Source organism: Epilithonimonas sp. (genome assembly GCF_056329745.1).
Genome location: NZ_JBWEYV010000004.1, coordinates 20,198 through 42,608, shown reverse-complemented (window position 1 = coordinate 42,608; position 22,411 = coordinate 20,198). Strand labels below are relative to the sequence as shown.

Genomic DNA, 22,411 nt, shown 5'->3' with positions numbered 1-22,411 from the left:
TAAATAGTTTGTATCCCACGCCTCTCGCGCGGGATTTTTTATTAATTTTGGGTAGAATCAATATTAGTATGAAACTAACTTCAATTTTTACTGCTGCGGCCGTTGTTTTCTATATGAGCTCCAATGCCCAAACCATGACAAAAACCAATTATCCTAAAGTCAAAAAAGGAAACCAGACCGACACCTATTTCGGGACATCCGTGGAAGACCCTTTCCGCGATTTGGAGAACGACTCCCAAGCCACTAAAAAATGGGTGGACGAAGAAGTTGCGTACAGCCAAAACTACCTCTCAAAAATTCCGTTTCGGGAATCGATCAAAAATCAGTTGAGAGATATCTGGAATTACGAGAAAATAGGAGCGCCCTTTAAAGAAGGTAATTATACCTACTATTATAAAAACAATGGTTTGCAGGCGCAATCTGTGCTTTACAGAACCAATAACAAAACCAGAAATATCGAGGTTTTCCTAGATCCAAACACCTTTTCTGACAAAGGTACAACATCACTTTCCAACCTGTCATTTAATAAAAAAGGGACTCTTGCGGCTTACTCCATCTCAGAAGGCGGAAGCGACTGGAACAAAATCATTATTATTGATGCTATTTCTAAGAAAAAAATTGATGAAACGCTGGTTGATGTAAAATTCAGTGGTATTTCCTGGAGAGGCGATGAAGGCTTCTACTACTCCAGCTATGATAAACCGAAAGAAGGAACGGTACTTTCCGGAATGACCGATAAGCACAAAGTTTATTTTCACAAACTGGGGACAAAACAGACCGAAGACCAATTGATTTTCGGAGGTGAAAAAACACCAAGGAGATACCTGTCCGCAGGCGTTTCCGAAGATCAGCGATTCCTGATTATCTCTGCTGCCAATGCTACCAACGGGAATGAACTCTACGTTAAAGACCTCAAAAATGGTGGCGATTTTGTCCAGATTAATAAAGGTTTTGACATCAATGCCGATGTGGTAGACACAGAAGGTGACGACTTATTTATCTTTACCGATAAAGACGCTCCTAATATGCGTTTGGTAAAAACCAGCTTCAAAAACCCGAGCCCGGAAAACTGGAAAAATGTCATCCCGGAAACGGACAATGTTCTCAGCATTTCCGAAGCCGGCGGCTACTTTTTCGGTAAGTATATGAAGGATGCCATCAGCCTGGTCAAGCAATTTGACAAAACAGGAAAAGTAATCCGTGAAATTGCATTGCCCGGAAAAGGCACCGTATCCGGATTTGGTGGTAAAAAAGAAGAAAAGGATATCTATTATTCATTCACCAATTATATTACCCCGGGAACTATTTACAAATATAATGTAGACTCGGGAAAATCCGAAGTTTATCAGAAACCGAATGTCAAATTTAATCCGGATGATTATGTTTCCGAGCAGGTTTTTTATACCTCAAAAGATGGAACCAAAATCCCGATGATGATTAACTATAAAAAAGGCACCAAGCTGGATGGGAAAAACCCAACGATCCTTTATTCTTACGGCGGTTTCAACATCAGCCTTCAGCCTTCTTTCTCTGTTGTGAATGCCATCTGGATGGAAAATGGCGGCATCTATGCAGTCCCAAACATCCGTGGTGGTGGCGAGTATGGTAAAAAATGGCATGACGCGGGAACCAAACAGCAAAAGAAAAATGTCTTTGATGACTTCATTGCTGCCGGAGAATACTTGCAGGCAAAAGGTTACACGTCCAAAGATTATATGGCACTTTCCGGCCGTTCCAACGGCGGTCTTTTGGTTGGCGCAACGATGACAATGCGCCCAGATTTGGCAAAAGTAGCTTTCCCCGGTGTTGGCGTTTTGGATATGCTGAGGTATAACAAGTTTACGGCCGGAGCGGGCTGGTCTTATGATTACGGAACGGCGGAAGACAACAAAGAGATGTTTGAATACCTCAAATCTTATTCTCCTGTCCACAATGTAAAAGCCGGAACCTGTTACCCATCTACCATGATTATCACCAGTGATCATGACGACCGTGTAGTGCCGGCGCATTCTTTCAAATTCGGGGCTGAGTTGCAGGAAAAACAGGCTTGCAACAATCCAATTCTGTTGAGAATCGAGAAAAACGCAGGGCACGGCGCAGGACGTTCTACAGAACAAGTCATTGGCGAAAATGCCGATCTCCTGAGCTTTGCACTTTATGAAATGGGAATCAAATCTTTGAAAAAATAAATACTTCACTCCCAATATAAAATCCTGAAAAATAGTTTTCAGGATTTTTAATTTGGACAACAATTTGATATAAAGTTTCCCAATTAGTTAAAATAAAATTATGAAAAAATATATTTTCTCCGCTTCTGTTCTTCTTTCTGTGATTAGTTTCTCATGCAAAAAAAATGAAGAAAGCAAAATGGTCAACCAAACATTTTCCACAGAAACCGAAGTGGTTGATAACAATGGTAAAATAGACAGTGCCACCACCACAATGTCTGAAAAAGAGGTGGACGGTAAAAAAACCAGCAGCGTATCCTATCCTTACAAAGCCATTGACGGAAGCCGCGCCAAAGCTACTTTCACCAATGACGGGAAGTCAAAACTTATCACTATAGAAGCTAATAATCACAAATTTGTGTTGGATTTTCTAAAGACAACAGCCAAAGGCGAATTGTATGAAAGAAACAGTATTTCTGCGGAAGCCACCGCCGATTCTTTATTGATTTCTCAGGGTAACAATGTAATTCATTTAGTTAAGATAAAAGATTAAAATAAAAATCCCGATTATAAAAATCGGGATTTGTTTATATAAAGTAGACTTTATTTTAAATTTTAGAAAGCAAAGTCTTAAAATTCACCTTCTCATCAATGATCCTTCTCAGCTCAGCGACCGGAACCCGTTCCTGCTGCATGGTGTCCCTGTATCTGATGGTAACTGTATTATCATTCAAAGAATCGTGATCTACAGTGATACAGAAAGGCGTTCCAATAGCATCCTGTCTTCTGTAACGTTTACCAATACTGTCTTTTTCTTCGAAAATAATATTGAAATCATACTTCAGATCATTGAAAATCTTATCCGCAAATTCTGGCAAGCCATCTTTTTTAACCAATGGTAAAATGGCTGCTTTTACTGGCGCCAAGGCGGGTGGCAAATTGAGAACAGTTCTTTCGGAACCGTCTTCCAAAACCTCATCTTTCAGGCAATGTGAGAAAATCGCAAGGAATAACCTGTCTAGCCCAACCGACGTTTCTACCACGTAAGGCGTATAATTTTCGTTTCTCTCTGGGTCAAAATACTGGATTTTTCTACCTGAGAATTTCTCGTGAGCAGAAAGGTCAAAGTCCGTTCTACTGTGGATTCCTTCCAATTCTTTGAAACCAAATGGAAAATTAAACTCGATGTCCGCAGCAGCGTTGGCATAATGTGCCAACTTATCATGATCATGAAAACGATAATTCTCTTGTCCCAAACCAAGTGCCAGATGCCAATTGAGACGTGTTTTTTTCCAGTTTTCATAGAATTCCAATTCGGTTCCCGGTGGAACGAAATATTGCATTTCCATCTGTTCAAACTCCCTCATTCTGAAGATAAATTGTCTCGCAACAATCTCATTTCTAAAGGCTTTACCAATCTGAGCAATCCCGAAAGGCAATTTATGCCTTGATGTTTTCTGAACATTAAGATAATTCACAAAAATACCTTGAGCTGTCTCCGGTCTTAGGTAAAGATCTGTCGCAGAATCTGCGGAAGCCCCCAATTTGGTCCCGAACATCAGGTTGAATTGTCTCACTTCCGTCCAGTTTTTAGAACCGGTTTCAGGATCTGCAATTTCCAATTCTTCAATTAAGGCTTTAACGTCTGCAAGGTCTTCTTTTTCAAGAGATTTTGCCAGTCTTGAAATAATGGCCGCTCTTTTTTCCCGGTATTCCAGGATTTTTGGGTTGGTGGCTTCAAACTGGGCTTTGTCAAAAGCATCACCAAAACGCTTGGCTGCTTTTTCTATTTCCTTATTTTCCTTGTCTTCTATTTTGGCGCAGTAATCTTCCACCAAAACATCAGCACGGAAACGTTTTTTAGAATCTTTGTTGTCAATCAACGGGTCGTTGAACGCATCCACGTGTCCAGAAGCTTTCCAAATAGTTGGGTGCATAAAGATCGCAGAATCTATCCCTACGATATTTTCGTTCAGCTGCACCATGGCTTTCCACCAGTATTGCTTGATGTTATTTTTCAGTTCGGCACCATTTTGCCCGTAATCATAGATTGCCGAAAGACCGTCATAGATCTCAGAACTTGGAAAAATAAAACCATACTCTTTTGCGTGGGAAACCACTTTTTTGAAAACATCTTCTTGCTTTGCCATATTGTGTTGAATTGATGTGCAAAAGTAGGAAATTTTACATTGATTTTCAATAAGGATTGATAACCCATTATGTTCAAATGGAATGTTGTATTAAAAACTATTCAACCCAATCACTTCCAGAATAAACCAATACCAAAAACCTTATTAAGAATCCAAAAAAATAACAATATCTTATCTTTGTTTCCACTATGAAACACCCACTAGAAAAACATTACGTTAATCGCGTTGGCTGGCTGAGGGCTGCCGTACTGGGAGCTAATGATGGCCTTTTGTCTACCACCAGCATCGTGATTGGCGTTGCCGCAGCAGATCCCACGCGCCATTCTATTTTTTTGGCTGCGCTTGCCGGTACAATTGCCGGTGCAATGTCTATGGCTGCTGGGGAATATGTCTCCGTTAGTTCACAAGCAGATACAGAAAGTGCCGATATCCAAAGAGAAAAAAAAGAACTGGAAGAGATGCCCGAACAGGAGTTGCTGGAGTTGGCAAAAATATATGAGAAGCGAGGCGTTTCCAAAGAAACGGCTCTGTTGGTCGCTAAAGAACTGTCTGACCATGATGCGTTGGATGCTCACGCCAAAGATGAGTTAGGCATTAGTGAGATTACCGTGGCAAAACCGTTGCAGGCGGCAGTTGCCTCATTTTTTTCTTTTCTGTCTGGCGCAGCACTGCCACTTTTGGTCGCTATCTTTGCTCCTGTTACAGATATGGTTTACATGCAATATGGTTTTTCTATTATTTTTCTGATGTTTTTGGGTGCCATTGCTGCAAAAACAGGTGGATCCAATATTGGGAAAGGAATGCTAAGAATTTGCTTTTGGGGAACTGTAGCCATGTTTGTTTCTGCATTGATCGGGCATCTATTTGGTGTTAACGTGCATTAAAAGAGATTGGCAAATCACATTATTATCCATTAAATATCGCTATTTTTGCTAAACTTTTCTCCAATGTACAAAAGCTTCATCCGCCCGCTACTTTTCAAATTTGATCCCGAAGAAGTTCATCATTTTACATTTTCTGTCCTGAAGAATTTTGGATTTCTTGCCAAATTATTTTTACCAAAACCCATTGAAGACACGCGTCTTGAGCGTGAAGTTTTTGGACTGAAGTTTAAAAACCCTGTGGGATTAGCGGCTGGTTTTGATAAGGATGCAAAATTATTCAATGAATTATCCCAGCTTGGTTTCGGGTTTATAGAAATTGGAACTTTGACACCGAAAGCACAACCGGGAAATGATAAAAAAAGATTATTTCGTTTAAAGGAAGATTCTGCAATTATCAACAGAATGGGGTTCAATAACGGTGGCGTAGATGCGGCAGTGGAAAGGCTTAAAAGCAATAAAAATGTGCTGATTGGTGGGAATATCGGGAAAAACAAAATCACACCTAATGATGAAGCTATTAACGATTACATCATCTGTTTCGAGAAATTATTTCCTTACGTCGATTATTTCGTAGTCAATGTCAGTTCGCCCAATACTCCTAATTTGAGGGCCTTGCAGGAAAAAGAACCTTTAACGAAACTTTTAGGAGAACTACAGCAACTCAACCTGCAAAAGCCTAAAAGCAAACCAATCCTCCTTAAAATTGCGCCCGACTTATCCAATGATCAGCTTCTCGACATTATCGACATTGTTAAAGAAACCAAAATTGCTGGCGTTATTGCTACGAACACAACTTTGTCAAGAGACAGTCTGGTCTCAGAAAAAAGAACTGAAACCGGAGGTCTTTCGGGAAAACCTCTAACAAAGCGTTCTACAGAAGTTATCCGTTTTTTATCAGAAAAAAGTGGAAAAGCCTTTCCAATTATTGGAGTGGGTGGAATCCATTCCGCTCAGGATGCTTTGGATAAACTGGATGCTGGCGCAAGCCTGGTTCAGCTTTACACCGGTTTTATCTACGAAGGCCCGGAACTGATTCATCAAATCAACAAAGCCATTCTTGAAAGGGAATCAAAATAGTAATCGATTTCTGTCTTTGTCCGTTATCTTCCCTTTAAAAACGACATCATTTTTTTGCTTTTTTCATACATTTACTGAAAATTAATTGTCAGAATGGTTTTAAGCAGGATTTGGTCCGCCTTTATAATTATTGCAATCGTTGTTGCATCTGTAAAATATTTAAGTTCTGATAATTATGGTCAGATTTTTAACGACATGGTGGTCGGTAAAGGTGGCGACACTGTTCAGATTGGGACTCAGCCATTAGCGCAGATTTCGCCGGATTTACAACAGTCATTGACCAAGAATCCCGAATTGGAAGATAATCACATCCATTACAAAATGGATTCTTTGCAAAATGTGTATACCTATAGAGTTCAAGAGACCGATGGCGTGATTGGCACCAGTGAAACAGCTGTAAATATTTGCCTAAAGCTGATTGGCATCATGGCTCTTTTTATGGGCTTCATGAGCATTGCAGAAAAAGCCGGCGGCATCAATTTCCTAAGCCGGATGATTCAGCCTTTTTTCTCAAAACTCTTTCCGGAAATCCCAAAAAACCACCCTTCTTTCGGACATATGATGCTGAATTTCAGCGCCAATCTGCTAGGCCTTGATAATGCGGCAACACCGTTCGGACTAAAAGCGATGGAAAGCCTCCAAACACTGAATCCTAATAAAGATAAAGCCAGCAATGCACAAATCATGTTCCTCTGCCTGCATGCCAGCGGACTGACTTTGATTCCGGTTTCTATCATCGCTATCCGGTCATCTATGGGATCTGCAACGCCCACAGACATCTTTTTACCCTGCATGATTGCGACATTTTGTGCAACCCTGGCTGCCATGACAATTGTTTCGGTTCGGCAAAAGATCAACCTTTTTCAGCCGGTAGTGCTGGCTTATGTGGGTGGAATATCTGCCATTATTGCATTATTGGTCATTTACCTGGTTCAGCTGAGCAAAGACGAATTGGATAATTTCAGTAAAGTGATGAGCAACGGCATTATCCTACTGATATTTTTTGCGATTGTAGCCGGAGCTATTTATAAAAAAATCAACATTTTTGACGCTTTTATAGATGGCGCCAAAGAAGGCTTCAATGTCTGTGTCAAGATTATCCCGTATCTTGTGGGGATGCTGATTGCAATATCATTACTAAGAACAAGCGGCGTTTTTGATGTGATTATAGACGGCATGAAATGGGTTGCCAGCGCATCGCATTTAGATACTAGATTTGTTGATGGATTACCAACCGCATTAATAAAACCACTATCAGGTTCAGGAGCACGTGGAATGATGGTGGACACGATGAAAACCTTTGGTGCAGACAGTTTTGCAGGGAAATTATCGGCTATTTTACAGGGCAGTTCAGACACTACCTTTTACGTTATTGCCGTTTATTTTGGCGCCGTCGGTATTAAAAACACGCGTTACACCGTGGGCTGTATGCTTTTGGCAGACCTGGTGGGTGTCATTACGTCCATCATTTTGGCCTATTTGTTCTTTGGATAAGATTTTGCTAAAGTGTTCACAAAAAATAGAATTCCACAAAGTGGTACAGCACGTTTGGAATATTAACACAATTACTAATGATTCAAGATAAAGATTTTACATTAAGATTAATAAGGCAATTGTCACAGGCTTTGGAAAAACTACTCCTGGGAAAACCTGAGGAAAGCCTTATGCAAAAAGAGCTGGATTTTGACTCGTTGATGAAAGATATCTTCAAAATTGATTTTGCAGAATTGTCAAAAAAGTCTGTAGAAGAAATTGATGATATGGTGAAACAGAGAGAACCAAAAGACCATGCAGATTATTACGAGATGCTCGGTAATGTCTTTATGTTCCACTATCGGACCGAGAATAATCTTGATTTTGCCAAAAAAGCAAAATTCTTCTACGAACAATACCTGCGGACCAGCGGCATCTTTGCCCTGCCAATTATCAACAGGATTGCAGAACTGAAATCTGTCACTGAATAATTTAAATACAGATTCACACAGCTTGGCACAAAAATTAATGTTTTATTCGTATTTTTGGCGGGCTATCGATAAAGCACTATGATTTTTAAAACTAAGAAAAATAAGAAGTACACCTACGTGGAAGCAGGTGAAGGTCACCCAATGGTGCTTTTGCACGGATTAATGGGTGGTTTGAGTAACTTCGATAAAATGATTGACTTTTTTTCGGACAAAGGTTTTCAGGTTTTTGTCCCGCAATTACCAATCTACGACCTTCCTATTCTCAATACTAATTTAGCATCCATTTCAAAATTCGTTGCTAAGTTTATCAACGATGTTATTGGGAAACCGGTAACTATTGTGGGTAACTCGATGGGCGGACATATAGGACTGATCCTTACCACAACTAGACCAGAACTGGTTAGAAATCTTGTTTTGACAGGAAGTTCTGGCTTGTATGAAAGAACTTTTGGGGACAGTTTCCCAAGAAAAAGCGACAAAGAATATATCAAGAGAAAAACGCAAGACGTTTTTTATAACCCTGATGTAGCTACAGACGAACTTGTGGACGAAGTTTTTGGTGTGGTGAATGACCGTATGAAAGGTATCAAAACCGTGATGCTTGCAAGGAGTGCCATCAAGCACAACATGTTGGCAGATTTGCCAAAAATTACTTGCCCAACATGCATCATCTGGGGAAAACAGGATAATGTGACACCTCCAGAAGTTGCAGAAGATATGCACAAATACATCCCCAACTCCGAGTTGCACTGGATCGACAAATGTGGCCATGCAGCCATGATGGAAAAGCCGGATGATTTTAATGAGATTTTGTACAAATGGCTCCAAAAGGTCATGTAAAATCTCTGTTAATCCATAATAAAAATTATAAAACCATTATGAAATCGGATTTTTGATGAAAATTAATTTGATTCTTAATTCTAAAGATATGCAGATTAAAACAGCGGAATTTGTAAAAAGCAGTCAAAAATGGCAGGATTGCCCGGAACCAACTTTGCCGGAATATGCTTTCATTGGTCGGTCCAATGTGGGAAAATCCTCTCTCATCAATGCCATGATGAACCACAAAGACCTTGCGAAAACGTCTCAAACACCAGGTAAAACCCAACTTATCAATCACTTCATCGTTAATGAAAACTGGTATCTTACAGATTTGCCAGGTTACGGCTATGCCAAGGTTTCAAAAAGCATCAGAAAGGATTTTGAGAAATTGATCACCAACTATATCCTCAATAGAAAAAACCTTGTCAACCTGTTTGTGCTGGTAGATATCCGCCATACACCTCAGAAAATTGATCTCGAATTCATGCAATGGTGTGGCGAGAGCGGCGTTCCGTTTTCCATCGTATTTACTAAAGCTGATAAACTTAAGCCTGGCGCTGCGGAGAAAAATGTGGCTGCCTATAAAAATGAATTGTTACAGAGTTGGGAGGAATTACCGGATCTTTACATCACTTCGGCAGAGAAAAAGGAAGGAGGCGACCTCATCTTGGATTTTATCCAAAAGACCAATGATTTTTTGACTAAAAACAAAGTCCGTTTTGATGACTGATACGATCTGGAAAGTCAAAACTTTCAATGAATTAACTACGGCAGAGCTGTATGAGATTATCAAGGCCCGGGTGGATGTTTTTGTAGTAGAACAAAATTGTCCTTATCCTGACCTTGATGATTATGACCAAAAGGCTATCCATCTCTGGGCAGAAAAAGAAGGTGAGGTTTGGGCTTATTGCCGAATTTTTGACAAAGGAATTAAATACCCTGAAACCAGTATTGGGCGGGTTCTCACTACTCAAAAAGCCAGAGGCACAGGAATGGGCAGGCAGATGATTTCTTACGCTATTCAGATTATAGAAAACCGCCTTAAAACCACTGAAATTAGGATTTCTGCACAGGATTATCTTATCCGGTTCTATTCCGAGTTTGGATTTTGCGACACCGGTAAAAAATACCTGGAAGATAATCTCCCTCATACAGAAATGGTAAGAAAATAAAATAGCCCGAAGATGATCTTCGGGCCATTCTACGAATGAATTTATTCTTAACTTGGTCTTTACGGTTATTAATCTGATTGCAAAATTATAAAGCAAAAACCACATTTCCTTACGGGAAACCGTAAAATGGAAAAATAATTTAAATTATTCCTAAATCTTTGCATCGTGCAATTAACTGCTCATTGCTTTTGACATCCAGCAATTCTTTTAAGTTATTGATTCTCTTCTCTATACTGCTCAAACTATTGGGACAAATACCAAGTTTTTGAAAAACTTCAGGAATATTTTTCTGCAAGATTCCTTGCGATAAATGTTGCAAAATCATGACATCATAATTGCTGAATTCCAAAGTGTTGACACCTTTCACTGGCAATTTGAGGTTCTGCGATAGATAATCCTCTCCTCCAAAAACAGCATTTATAGCCTTTTTCAATTCTTTAGAATCCAGCCTCGCCTTTTTGACATAAGCATTAATACCAAATTCTTTGAAAAGCATATCAATAACACCCGCCCTGCTCTCCCCGGAAAAAACAATGATTTTAAGATCCGGCAAAACTTCTTTACAGCAACGGATAAGTTCGCGACCATCAGTGATGATTTGGTGATGCTCATCATCCTCAAAAGAAAGATCGGTAATCAAAAGCTGGTAAGGATTATTTGTAGCTAAAGACTTTTTCATCCAACTCAATGCTTCATCACAATAATAAACCTGATCTGCACCATAGATTCCACACTCTTCTAGCACTTTGTACACAGAAAAATTACTACTCTCATGGTCTTCCGCAACCAAAACTTTGCTAAACATAATGATGATTAATTATTAATTATTGCTCTGTCTAGATTTGTATTCCACTCTATATTAATGAGCGTCCCCTGCTCTACCGAGGGAAAAATCATTACTGCCCCAAAACTTTGCAACCGGGATTTCATATTCGTAAATCCATTGTTTCCCTCAAAATCTTGTGGTAGCCCAACGCCATTGTCCCGGTAACTGATTTCATAAGCTTTACCTGATTTGGAAAACTTAAGAATGACCTGTTTTGCATGGCTATGTTTCTTCATATTTACCAGCAGTTCACGGATGACCTGTAACAGACTGTCTTTAACTTCGTTACAAAAACCTTCCCAGAAATCAAAATCGTTACCAATGATTATAATTTGTGTTTCGGCAGTATCAAAAGTATGAATTAAACCCGTGATCTTTTCGTTAAAAGGTTCATTATCCTGCTGATTATAAGACAAATCCCTTGATTTTTCGTACATCAGCTCCAACTTGTCCAGCAGTTTTTCTTTAGGCATATCGGTGTGGGTTTCCAGGCTTACCATTACTTCATAGATGCCGTTGGCGACTACATCATGTACTTTTTTGGAAAAATCTAGCCGCTGTTTTTGCAACTTTTCGCGGGCTTCTATCAATATTTTTTGCCGCCGCTTTTTAATCAGGATAAATGCAATGATGCAAATGATGGCTGTTGTAACCACAATGATCCAGATAATGATTCTTTGTAACGTTACTTGATAGGCATTAAGGTCTTTTTCTTTCTGAAGTTTCAGATTATCCGCCTTGGTTTTTTCACTTTCAAAACGGATAAGCGCAAACTGATTTCTTGCGCGGTTTTTTGCCGAAGTAAGACTGTCATTGATCCTTATGTAATTATCAAAATAGCTTTTAGATTTTTCAGTATTTGATAATTTAACCAGGTTTTGAAGTGCTTCCAGCTGGTCTTCGGGATAATTAAGATTCTTAGAAAGCGCAAGCATCTTTTCCGCGTACAGCTTTGCAGAATCTTTATTTTTTTTCAAATAATAAGTTGAAAGGTAGGAGTAAGCAGCATCTTTTGTCCAATCGTCATCATACTTTTTGCTCAGTTTTTCAGCTAAAAGATAATTATTAATAGGATTATAGGATGAATCCAAACACCATCTGGACCTTGAGTAATTAAGCAAAAGCCGTGGATAATATTTGCTGCGTACGCCTACACTGTCAATTAGTTCTTTATAAATGGCTATCGCATCCTGATATTTTTTCTGCTGATGATAGAGTATAGCAATATTATTTTGAAGCATCATTTTATCAATCGGATCCGCTATAAAATGCTGTGCCTTGTTGTAAAACCTTTTGGCATCATTATAATTTTTGAGATTGTTGGAGGTAATGCCCAGGTTGTTGTAATTACAAAAAATGATGGAATATTGCGTGAGGTCTTTCTCATTCAGGTATTTGGTTGCCAAAAGGCTGGTTTCGATACTGCCGTAGTTATCGCCATAATTTTCCTGGATAAGTGCCATATTCATCAGGCTTTTCCCTACACCGAAATTGTCATTGTGTCTCAGAAAAACATCTTTAGCCTTATTAAGATAGAGAAAAGCACTGTCCTGCTCATTATTGTCCAGAAATAGAAAAGCTTTTTTATAGAACGAATTGGAGTGCTCTTCCAAAGCATTTTTATGCTGCGGTTTTTTCTCCTTGCAGGACAAGGAAAGCAGTAATATAAAGCAGCACCATAACTTTTGCAAGGTTCACAATTTATCCGAAATTTAAGAAAATAATTAATATTAATCCATGCTTTAATGAATGATAATATTCAATAATTCTTATTTTTGAGCCTTTAAAATAATTGATGTCCATTAACATCTTAGAACAATATTTGCCGGTTAACACTCAGCCTTTTCTCTCGAAATGGTTTGCTGATCACAAGATTCATATCAGGATTACCAAAGAGCGGAACAGCAAATTGGGCGATTATAGGAAAATGCCTGATAAGTCACACGAAATCAGTATCAATTCTACTCTGGAGCGTCAGCTTTTCTTCTTTGTCCTCACGCACGAATTGGCTCACCTGATTGCTTTTGAAAAATTTGGTGGTCGAATAGCCGCACATGGTCAGGAATGGAAATCTATATTCCGCGAGATGTTGCTGGAAAGCATTGGTATTTATACTACTGATTTGCAACCTATCATCTTTCGGTTTGCCAAAAATCCAAAAGCTAACTTTATGGCAAGTCCGGAGTTAGTAAGGTATTTTCATATTGACGATCCTGATGAATCATCAATTTTTGTAGAACAATTGTCATCAAATGATGAGTTCTATTATAAAGGTGACCTGTACAGAATGATCGAAAAGAAGAAAAAATTATATCTTTGCCTAAATTTGATCAATTCAAAAAAATACCTCTTTCGCCCGTTGGCTAAAGTCGAGAAAAAAGAAACTAATGAACAGTAATAATTATTGCGTCATAATGGCTGGTGGCATCGGAAGCCGGTTTTGGCCCATGAGCACCCAAAAATTCCCTAAGCAATTCCATGATATTTTAGGTACGGGAAGAACGATGATTCAGCAGACCTTTGACCGGATTAATCAATTAATCCCTCAGGAGAACATCTATGTAATTACCAATCAAGAGTATGCCGATTTAACACATCAGCAGCTACCTGAGATTCCTCAAGATAACATTGTTGGCGAGCCTGCTATGAAAAATACCTCCGCCTGCAACCTCTACATGGCGAAAAAAATTGCAGACAAAAACCCTAAAGCCAATATCATCGTGATGCCTGCGGATCATCTGATCCTAAAAGAAAAAACTTTTCTGGAAAAGGTAGAATTGGCATTTAATCTTACCTCTAACAATGACTATCTGATCACATTGGGCATTACCCCAACAAGGCCTGATACCGGTTATGGTTATATCCAGTTTATACCCGAAAAACACGAGGCTTTTTCTAAGGTTAAAACCTTTACAGAAAAACCCAATCTTGAAATCGCTAAAAGTTTTATAGAATCTGGAGATTTTCTTTGGAACGCCGGAATTTTTATATGGAGTGCCAAAAGTATTCTTTCGGCATTTAAAAAATACCTTCCGGAGATGACCAATCAGTTTAACAGCTGCGATTATAACTGCGATGCTGAGAAAGAATGCATCAACCTTATCTATCCCACTGTAAGTAAAATATCCATAGACAATGGTATCCTGGAAAAAGCAGAGAATGTATATGTGATCCCGGCCAACCTTGGATGGAGCGATCTTGGTACTTGGACATCGGTCTATACCAATGCCGAAAAAAATGATGAAAACAATGCCATCAATTCCAAGAATATTCTTACTTATAATGCCAAAGGCAATGTAATCCGCATCAAGAACCAACAAAAAGCAGCCGTAATTGATGGTCTCAAAAACTATATTGTTGTTGATACAGAAAAGGCATTATTAATTTGTCCAAGAGACAATGACCAGTTAATCAAAGACTATGTATTGGATTTGAAGAATCTTAAACATGGTCAAAAATTTATGTAATTAGTTCAATAATTTCAAAATTATATTAACTCTTTGGTATTTATCAAAGAGTTTTTTTATTTTTATAGAACTAATAACGAGTGACTTATGTTGGTAAAAGTATCGGGAGCAGCCATCCATGGGGTATCTGCTCAAATCATCACTATTGAAGTCAATGTAGATCAGGGCGTGGGCTACCATTTGGTGGGTCTTCCGGATAATGCAATCAAAGAAAGCAGTTATAGGATTTCAGCAGCCCTCAAAAATTCCGGGTTCAAGATTCCGGGTAAAAAGATTACAATCAATATGGCTCCCGCCGATTTGCGGAAGGAAGGTTCTGCCTATGATATGAGCATCGCTCTGGGCATTCTGGCAGCATCTGACTTGATAAAATCCGAACATCTGGGCGATTACATAATCATGGGCGAACTATCCCTAGACGGCGGTTTGCAACCTATTAAAGGTGTTTTACCGATTGCCATCAAAGCGCGCGAAATGGGATACAAAGGCATCATTCTGCCAAGGCAAAATGCAAGAGAGGCGGCCATCGTAAATAACCTGGATGTTTACGGGGTACAAAATATACGCCAAGTGATTGACTTCTTTAATAAAGATGCCGAACTAGACAAATTTGAGATTGATACCAGAAAAGAATTTCAGGATAAAATAGACCATTTCCCTTTTGATTTTGATGAAGTCAAAGGGCAGGAAGCCGCAAAACGTGCCATGGAAGTAGCGGCTGCCGGCGGACATAATATTATACTGATAGGATCTCCAGGCAGTGGCAAGACCATGATTGCAAAACGGCTGCCCAGCATTCTACCGCCACTTAGCCTTAAAGAAGCTCTGGAAACTACAAAAATACATTCCGTTGCCGGAAAAATGGGCGCAGAGACATCATTGATGACCATCCGTCCTTTTCGTTCGCCCCACCATACCATTTCAGATGTTGCCTTAGTTGGCGGAGGCAGCTATCCGCAGCCTGGTGAGATTTCTCTAGCACATAATGGTGTTTTGTTTCTCGACGAGATGCCCGAGTTTAAAAGAGCCGTTTTGGAAGTGATGCGCCAGCCGCTGGAAGATCGCGTGGTTACCATCTCAAGAGCAAAATTCACAATAGAATATCCGGCGAGTTTTATGCTGGTAGCAAGCATGAATCCCAGCCCAAGTGGCTATTTCCCGGACGATCCCAATAATACCTCCTCAGCATTGGAAATGCAGCGGTATATGAACAAATTATCCGGCCCACTATTGGACAGAATCGACATTCATATAGAAGTTTCTAAGGTAGAATATGAGCAGTTGGCAGAAAAACGCAAAGGTGAAAGCAGTGCCAGCATCAGGGAAAGGGTGATTAATGCAAGAAATATACAGACTGAGCGATACAAAGATCTGGAAATTAATTACAACGCCCAGATGGGACCAAAGGAAATTGAAAAATATTGTGTTCTGGATGAGTACTCACAACTGCTCATCAAAGCAGCGATGCTAAAACTCAATCTCTCTGCAAGGGCTTATGACAGAATCCTGAAAGTGGCAAGAACCATTGCCGATCTAGAGTCTTCTGAAAATATCCAGGGCGAGCATATTTCTGAAGCGATACAATACCGAAGCCTAGACCGCGATTTCTGGAATGCTTAAAACATCCCGCCATCATTCTGGTTTTCAAAAAAAGTGTCAATCCCCAAGTTTTCTGATTTTGCGGCCGCTACAGCCAGCTGATCGCACAACTCGTTTTCAGGATGGCCGGCATGGCCTTTTATCCAGTGGAATTGAGGCTGGTGAACTTGGTATAATTTATAAAAAACCTGCCACAGATCGGGGTTTTTCACATTTTTCCAGCCCCGTTTTATCCAACCAAAAATCCATTTTTGATTGATGGCATCGGAGACATATTTACTGTCCGTATAGATATGCACCTCATTATCATTACTTTTTAGCTGATTAAGCGCTACAATCACAGCCATCAGTTCCATACGGTTATTGGTGGTTTTTCGGAAACCCTTGGCGTAGGTTTTCTGATAGTTTTTCCCCGGAACGCGCATTAGGATCCCGTATCCGCCCTTCCCGGGATTTCCACTGCAGGCTCCATCTGTAAAGATTTCGATTTTCAATTTTTATAATATGAATTCTTTCAAATGTTCAATAAATAACTCTAAAGTTCTTTTGTAAGATTTTAAAATATCTTTTTCACTAATAGATAATAGTCCTTGAGCATCTTTTGGATCATTCATTAAATTGTTTGTAAATAAATTTCCATTTTCAAATTCAGAAAAAAATAATCTAATTTTTAACTTCAATTCTTTTATTTCAGACAAGCAATTATTAAATTCATTTTTTTTGTCAGCTTCTAATAAACGTCGGTCTAGGAAATCAATTAAACTATCATTTTGTAAATAATAATTAATATCTGCGATATAGTTATCTGCCTTTTCAATAAAAAAATCAGCTGTTTTGGTCGTTCTCATATATCAAAAAATTAAAAAGGCATATCATCGTCATCATCGTTATTCATGGCAGAACCCGACACTTGGTTATTGCTTGGCATCCCAAAGGCTGCGCCAGGATCTATGGTGATATTAATTTTATCAAACCCGGACGGTTCATCCTTTTGCCCAAAACTGGATGGTGTATAGTCATAGTTGGTACCAAGGTCTGCAAACTTACCAATGTTCTTATGGAAAGCCAGCCTAACATCGGCCGTTGCACCGTTCCTGTGCTTGGCAATAATGATCTCTGCCTGGTTCTCGGTACTGGTTTCCATCCCTTCTTCATCATTATCCCAAACGGCAATCTTGTAATACTCTGGTCGGAATATAAAGGACACAATATCCGCATCCTGCTCGATGGCTCCGGATTCCCTAAGGTCAGACAGCATTGGGCGTTTCCCCGGCCTTGTCTCCACACTTCTGGATAGCTGGGACAGTGCAATCACCGGAACGTTGAGTTCCTTTGCAATCGCCTTCAGGGATCGGGAAATCATTGCAATCTCCTGCTCCCGGTTGCCGGCCCCTTTCCCGGAACTGGCCGTCATCAGCTGCAGGTAATCCACCATAATAATCTTGACGCCGTGCTGCATCACAAGACGGCGGCACTTGGCGCGGAAGTCAAAGATAGAGAGCGATGGCGTCTCGTCTATATAAAGTGGGGCATTCTCCAGCGCAGATACATTGGTGAAGAGGCGCTGCCATTCTTCATCTGCCATCTGTCCTTTTCTTAGTTTTTCAGAAGAAATCCCCGTTTCGGAAGAAATCATCCTGGTAATCAACTGTACCGAGGCCATCTCCAGAGAGAATAGTGCCATCGGGATCTGGTGATCTACACAGATATTCCGGGCCATAGAAAGGATAAAAGCCGTTTTACCCATCGCCGGCCTTGCTGCAATGATGATAAGGTCGGAGTTTTGCCAACCTCCGGTTTCTTTGTCCAAAGCGGTAAAGCCAGACGGGATACCGGAAAGGCCTTCTTTATCTTTTAGGGATTTGATTTTGTCAATGGCTTCTTTTACCAATGAGTTGGCAGTATCGAATCCTTTTTTGATGGTGCCGTTGGTAATCTCGAAGAAAGACTGCTCGGCTTTGTCCAGCAGTTCGAAAACATCGGTGGTTTCTTTGTATGAGCTGTCTATCACATTAGCGGAGACGTTGATGAGCGAACGGAGAATAAACTTCTCCAATATCACCCGAACATGGTACTCGATATGCGCCGAAGAGCTTACGCCCATGGTGAGGTCAATAATATAATGGTCGCCGCCGGCAAGGTTTAGCTTTTCGTTTATCTTAAGATCTTGGATGACCGTCATCAGGTCTATAGGCGAGTTGTTCTCGTAGAGTTTGAGTATAGATGTAAAAATGGTCTGATGCCGTGGATCATAAAAAACATCCGGCGTCAGCAGGTCTATAGAATGATCCAGCCCTTTTCTGTCTATCAGAAAAGTACCAATAACTATTTTTTCAAAATCCAGTGCGTTGGGTGGCATTTTGCCATCCGATATAGATAATTCCTTCGCAAAATTACCATGTATAAGCGATGATAATGTGTCCTTCTGTGCCATTATGCAAAGATAGAATTTTTAGCAGTCATTGTTATTTTAGTTACTGGCAAAGCATCCACAATTTTTATTCAGATTGTTAATAAAACAAAAAAAAATTGTAACAATTTAATCAAAGAACCAACTTAATATATAGCTTTACTGTAAAATCTGATTATTACTGACCATTAAAAATAAAACTCTAGCTATGCTGCAACGCTTTATCAAATTAGAATTCAAAAGTTTTTTCCGCTCCAGTGCTTTGGCCGCAAATATTGTGATGAAGATTTTCCAGATTATCGGGATTCTCTACATGCTTGCGATGTTTGTTTTCATAGCATTTGGTGCTTATTACGTCACCAAAAAACAATTACATACAGACCCGTTACCTTTCATTAGCCGTTTTATGGTATACTGGTTAACTTTTGATTTGCTGGTACGGTATTTTTTCCAGCAGATGCCCACGCAGAATATCAAACCATTTCTGACGATGAACATCCGAAAAAGTACCCTTGTTAATTACCTGATTGCCAAAACCATAGGTTCATTTTTCACTTGGGGAAACCTTTTTATTTACATCCCTTTTTTAGGAATTCTTTTGTCCAACGGGCATTCGGTAAACGGCAGTATCGCCTGGGTATTTGCTTTAATTTTATTCGGCCTGTGCAATAATTTCCTCAATATCCTTCTTAATGGTAAAGACTGGGTGGTCTGGCTAATTGCCGGTGTGGTTGCCATTGCCGGTGGGTTGGATTATTATGGGATCATTTCGATTTCGCATTTATCGGGTAAAATGATGATGTTATTTTATCACCATTGGTGGCTAATTGTAGTTCCCATCTTGCTTCTTGTTACAGGTTTCGCCATTACCAAACAGTTCATCAAAAAGAATTTTTACCTGGACCGCGGCTTGGAGATGAAGAAAGAAGTTGCGAGGACCGAAAACATTCGCTTCCTTGATAAATACGGTGTCTTGGGGACATTTATCAATAATGACATCCGCATGATCAAACGGAGCAAAGCGGTACAGTCTATTGCATTGGGAAGCTTTTTGTTTCTATTTTACGGCTTGCTGACCTTCAGTTCAAAAACCTATGGGACATCATATATGCAGTTTTTTATGGGATTATTTGTCACCGGAGGTTTCCTGTTTTTGTTTGGCCAGCGCGTGCCATCGTTTGACAGTTCTTATTATCCGCTGATGATGACCCGCAATGTGCCCTATATCGAATATTTAAAAGCAAAATGGTGGCTGATTGTAAGCGCGGTGGCTATCAGTATGATTCTGGCCGTGGCTTATGCGTATGTAAGCTGGGATCTCTATTTTACTTTTCTGGCAGCGGGACTATATAATATTGGCGTCAATTCCCAGATTGTATTGTTCTCCGGAGCCTTTAACAAAAACCCGGTTGACCTCAACTCAAGAAGCAAATCGATGGGTAAAAAGAATAATTTCAGTTTAAAGAATATATTGCTCATCCTGCCACAGATGGTTTTGCCGATGGCCGTTTTTGCCCTTTCCAAACAATTCCTAGGGACTTCCGCAGCTGTCGTCATCCTTGCCTTGTTGGGATTAATAGGCTTCCTGCTAAGGGAAAAGTTCTTTGCTTTTATCGTTAAAATATATAAAAAAGAAAAATATTCTACCCTCAAAGCTTTTAAAGGCAACTAATCCATCTGATTAAAAACTTATTTTTACCTCAATCCTAAACTCTCATTTTTAATTTCTTAAATCAAATGATAACAATCCATAACCTCTCAAAACTTTACGAAAACAAAAAAGTCCTGAGCATAGAAAACCTTGATTTCCAAAAAGGTGAAACCATTGGCCTGGTTGGAAACAACGGCGCCGGAAAAACTACCTTATTCAGCCTCATCCTCGATCTTATAGAGCCCACCACAGGATACGTTTCCATTGATAGCGAAAAGGTCAATGAGTCCGAAAACTGGAAAAATAAAGTCGGTGCTTTTATTGACGAAAGCTTCCTGATAGGCTACCTGACGCCGGAAGAGTATTTTTATTTTCTTGGGGAATTGCGTGGGCTCAAAAAGCAGGAAGTGGACGAATTCTTGAAAAATTTCACCGATTTTTTTAACGGCGAAATCCTAAATGCCAAAAAATATATCCGCGACCTTTCCAAAGGGAACATGAAAAAAGTGGGCATTGTAGGTGCTTTGATTGGTACGCCACCCATCATCATCCTGGATGAGCCGTTTGCCAACCTAGATCCTACCACGCAAATCAAACTGAAAAACCTGATCCGCAACTGGTCACAGAGTTCGGAGTCCACATTCCTAATTTCCAGCCATGACTTGGCTCACACCACCGAAGTCTGTGACAGAATTGTAGTGATTAACAAAGGAACGCTGGTAAAAGACATCCGCACATCCCCTGAAACGCTGCAAGATCTTGAAGATTATTTTGCAGGGGAGGTTTTTGCCTAGCCTTAACTTTTTTGATGGTAACTATAAAAAAACTCCCGCTTTTTGGCGGGAGTTTTTATAATTATTACAGATGATTAATTATTCAATTGTAATATTATCAATTTGTAAATCATAAGGCGAACCAGAACCAACTTTGATAGCAAAGATATTTTTACCTGCTGCTACGTTGATATCGGTAAGGTCGGATAACGTTAGCTCAACCAATTTCCACTCACCTCCTGTATCTATAGAGCCAGTATAACTGTTAGATTGCCCATCAACAGAACCTAATATTGCACCATTTTTAAAAGTTCCTAGGTTAAATGTATAATACTTGGTATTATCTGCTGCCCTGTAAACATTAAAGGAAAGTGATTTTGAAGCGGCTTTACCTTTGATATAAAAAGTAATCCTTTTTGGTGTAGCTGGTAAACCACTGGTTGCCAAACTAGTAAACACATAATCGTTACCTGTAGGTGTGCCTTTTATTTGTAAAGAATTCGTATTATTATAACCAAGACCTACACCTTGTGTTGCATACGATTTCAATCCAAAACTGTTCACACTGCTCAAGAAGTCAGTCCAGCTCTCAAAATCGGAACCATTAAAAAGTTTTACAGCAGTTGCAGCTGGGTTATCAGGAACGCCTGGAGAAAACCTAGGGTTATTGAAATTAACATCATTAAGGCCTCGGATCAGCATCTGCCAGTTTTGTTTAAATTTACTTACTACAAAGGTAAGATCTCCGCTACCTTTTGGCAGTAATGATGCCCCAAATGTGGAATATCCTGAGCTTCTGATTACGGTGCTGTTATTATTCTTATCTACAATAGCTCTATCTGAATCCTATCCAACACCCACGATATAGTCTATGAAAGTTTTTTGAGTAGGAATTACCAAACTCTCATCAAACTGCACATTAGCCACTTTCACAAGGGTATTGATATACTTTTTGTCTAAGGCTTTACCTAGATTTGGCAGTACTGTAGGAACAAGCTGTACCACATCTAATCTGTTATTGCCATTACAAACACCAGAAACATACCTATTTAGCAAAACACCTGGGATTCTTCCGATAGCATAACTGTTGTCTATAGAACCAATTTTAAGGGTAGACCTATCCCATCCAAGCACAAGACCATTGGCCTTGATACGAATATGTGCCCCCACCGGATAATCTGCATAATTAGATGACTTATCAACTTCTATCTGCATCCCCACTGTTGGGTTCTCTTTTTTATCCTGGAAAGATATTGTTTTATAAAAGTTACCATTTTCATCAGAAGACACAACATATCCGTCAAAAATTACCGGTGCCCCATTGGCAGGTACTTTATAAGTTGGTGCATCGTAAGTTTTATCATCTGGAAGCGCAGGAGCCAACGCCGCAAAATCTGCCATTGTAGTGGTTGCTGCATCAAACCTATTGTTGCAAAGGATTTCTGGTG

20 protein-coding genes and 1 pseudogene are annotated in these 22,411 nt (G+C 39.7%); 14 read left to right on the top strand and 7 right to left on the bottom strand.

What is annotated here, in order from left to right; all coding sequences use genetic code 11:
• The first annotated feature begins 68 nt into the window (after nt 1-68).
• Nucleotides 69-2,189, top strand: coding sequence for a prolyl oligopeptidase family serine peptidase (locus AC00Y6_RS04390; protein WP_474489403.1), 2,121 nt, complete (start codon nt 69-71; stop codon nt 2,187-2,189).
• Nucleotides 2,190-2,289: 100 nt separating this feature from the next.
• Nucleotides 2,290-2,721 carry a hypothetical protein gene (locus AC00Y6_RS04385; RefSeq protein WP_474489402.1) on the top strand — a complete coding sequence of 144 codons (432 nt, stop codon included), beginning with the start codon at nt 2,290-2,292 and terminating at the stop codon, nt 2,719-2,721.
• Between the two features lie 55 nt (nt 2,722-2,776).
• On the opposite strand, the gene AC00Y6_RS04380 is transcribed toward AC00Y6_RS04385, so the two are convergent.
• Nucleotides 2,777-4,318, bottom strand: a complete 1,542-nt coding sequence (locus AC00Y6_RS04380; protein ID WP_474489401.1) for a glycine--tRNA ligase — start codon at nt 4,316-4,318, stop codon at nt 2,777-2,779.
• 188 nt (nt 4,319-4,506) lie between these two features.
• On the opposite strand from AC00Y6_RS04380, the gene AC00Y6_RS04375 reads away from it, so the two are divergent.
• The 7 genes from AC00Y6_RS04375 (at nt 4,507) to AC00Y6_RS04345 (ending at nt 10,237) form a co-directional block, all read left to right on the top strand.
• Nucleotides 4,507-5,202, top strand: coding sequence for a VIT1/CCC1 transporter family protein (locus AC00Y6_RS04375; RefSeq protein WP_474489400.1), 696 nt, complete (start codon nt 4,507-4,509; stop codon nt 5,200-5,202).
• 63 nt (nt 5,203-5,265) lie between these two features.
• Nucleotides 5,266-6,279 carry a quinone-dependent dihydroorotate dehydrogenase gene (locus AC00Y6_RS04370; RefSeq protein WP_474489399.1) on the top strand — a complete coding sequence of 338 codons (1,014 nt, stop codon included), beginning with the start codon at nt 5,266-5,268 and terminating at the stop codon, nt 6,277-6,279.
• A gap of 93 nt (nt 6,280-6,372) precedes the next feature.
• Nucleotides 6,373-7,773, top strand: coding sequence for a nucleoside recognition domain-containing protein (locus tag AC00Y6_RS04365; RefSeq protein ID WP_474489398.1), 1,401 nt, complete (start codon nt 6,373-6,375; stop codon nt 7,771-7,773).
• 77 nt (nt 7,774-7,850) lie between these two features.
• Nucleotides 7,851-8,243: a hypothetical protein gene (locus AC00Y6_RS04360; RefSeq protein ID WP_474489397.1), complete on the top strand. Its 393-nt coding sequence runs from the start codon at nt 7,851-7,853 to the stop codon at nt 8,241-8,243.
• Nucleotides 8,244-8,321: 78 nt separating this feature from the next.
• On the top strand, nt 8,322-9,083 hold the full coding sequence (locus AC00Y6_RS04355) for an alpha/beta fold hydrolase (protein WP_474489396.1): 762 nt from the start codon (nt 8,322-8,324) through the stop codon (nt 9,081-9,083).
• 88 nt (nt 9,084-9,171) lie between these two features.
• The gene (gene yihA / locus AC00Y6_RS04350) at nt 9,172-9,795 is read left to right on the top strand and encodes a ribosome biogenesis GTP-binding protein YihA/YsxC (protein WP_474489536.1); all 624 of its coding nucleotides are present in this window, start codon (nt 9,172-9,174) and stop codon (nt 9,793-9,795) included.
• Complete coding sequence (locus AC00Y6_RS04345) at nt 9,788-10,237, top strand: GNAT family N-acetyltransferase (RefSeq protein ID WP_474489395.1); 450 nt, start codon at nt 9,788-9,790, stop codon at nt 10,235-10,237. Before yihA ends, AC00Y6_RS04345 begins: the two co-directional genes overlap by 8 nt.
• Nucleotides 10,238-10,376: 139 nt before the next feature.
• Here the strand turns inward: AC00Y6_RS04345 and AC00Y6_RS04340 are convergent, their stop codons facing one another.
• Together AC00Y6_RS04340 and AC00Y6_RS04335 are read right to left on the bottom strand one after the other, a co-directional pair.
• Nucleotides 10,377-11,042 carry a response regulator gene (locus AC00Y6_RS04340; RefSeq protein WP_474489394.1) on the bottom strand — a complete coding sequence of 222 codons (666 nt, stop codon included), beginning with the start codon at nt 11,040-11,042 and terminating at the stop codon, nt 10,377-10,379.
• Between the two features lie 8 nt (nt 11,043-11,050).
• Complete coding sequence (locus tag AC00Y6_RS04335; RefSeq protein WP_474489393.1) at nt 11,051-12,754, bottom strand: tetratricopeptide repeat-containing sensor histidine kinase; 1,704 nt, start codon at nt 12,752-12,754, stop codon at nt 11,051-11,053.
• 104 nt (nt 12,755-12,858) lie between these two features.
• Here AC00Y6_RS04335 and AC00Y6_RS04330 point away from each other — a divergent pair, with 104 nt between their 5' ends.
• The 3 genes from AC00Y6_RS04330 (at nt 12,859) to AC00Y6_RS04320 (ending at nt 16,150) form a co-directional block, all read left to right on the top strand.
• Nucleotides 12,859-13,461: a SprT-like domain-containing protein gene (locus AC00Y6_RS04330; RefSeq protein WP_474489392.1), complete on the top strand. Its 603-nt coding sequence runs from the start codon at nt 12,859-12,861 to the stop codon at nt 13,459-13,461.
• Nucleotides 13,451-14,530 (top strand): mannose-1-phosphate guanylyltransferase, encoded by a 1,080-nt coding sequence (locus AC00Y6_RS04325; protein ID WP_474489391.1) that lies wholly within the window; start codon nt 13,451-13,453, stop codon nt 14,528-14,530. Before AC00Y6_RS04330 ends, AC00Y6_RS04325 begins: the two co-directional genes overlap by 11 nt.
• A gap of 87 nt (nt 14,531-14,617) precedes the next feature.
• Nucleotides 14,618-16,150, top strand: coding sequence for a YifB family Mg chelatase-like AAA ATPase (locus AC00Y6_RS04320; protein WP_474489390.1), 1,533 nt, complete (start codon nt 14,618-14,620; stop codon nt 16,148-16,150).
• Here AC00Y6_RS04320 and rnhA read toward each other — a convergent pair.
• From rnhA to dnaB, 3 genes are read right to left on the bottom strand one after another with little or no spacing between them, the layout of a single operon-like run.
• Nucleotides 16,147-16,623 carry a ribonuclease HI gene (gene rnhA, locus AC00Y6_RS04315; RefSeq protein WP_474489389.1) on the bottom strand — a complete coding sequence of 159 codons (477 nt, stop codon included), beginning with the start codon at nt 16,621-16,623 and terminating at the stop codon, nt 16,147-16,149. The two genes, AC00Y6_RS04320 and rnhA, sit on opposite strands and share 4 nt — an antisense overlap.
• A gap of 3 nt (nt 16,624-16,626) precedes the next feature.
• On the bottom strand, nt 16,627-16,977 hold the full coding sequence (locus tag AC00Y6_RS04310; RefSeq protein ID WP_474489388.1) for a hypothetical protein: 351 nt from the start codon (nt 16,975-16,977) through the stop codon (nt 16,627-16,629).
• 11 nt (nt 16,978-16,988) lie between these two features.
• Nucleotides 16,989-18,563, bottom strand: a complete 1,575-nt coding sequence (dnaB, locus tag AC00Y6_RS04305) for a replicative DNA helicase (RefSeq protein WP_474489387.1) — start codon at nt 18,561-18,563, stop codon at nt 16,989-16,991.
• 184 nt (nt 18,564-18,747) lie between these two features.
• On the opposite strand from dnaB, the gene AC00Y6_RS04300 reads away from it, so the two are divergent.
• Nucleotides 18,748-20,211: a DUF5687 family protein gene (locus AC00Y6_RS04300; RefSeq protein WP_474489386.1), complete on the top strand. Its 1,464-nt coding sequence runs from the start codon at nt 18,748-18,750 to the stop codon at nt 20,209-20,211.
• Between the two features lie 65 nt (nt 20,212-20,276).
• Nucleotides 20,277-20,984 carry an ABC transporter ATP-binding protein gene (locus tag AC00Y6_RS04295; protein WP_474489385.1) on the top strand — a complete coding sequence of 236 codons (708 nt, stop codon included), beginning with the start codon at nt 20,277-20,279 and terminating at the stop codon, nt 20,982-20,984.
• 78 nt (nt 20,985-21,062) lie between these two features.
• Here the strand turns inward: AC00Y6_RS04295 and AC00Y6_RS04290 are convergent.
• A pseudogene (locus tag AC00Y6_RS04290) lies at nt 21,063-22,364 on the bottom strand (DUF5689 domain-containing protein).
• Nucleotides 22,365-22,411 lie beyond the last annotated feature (47 nt).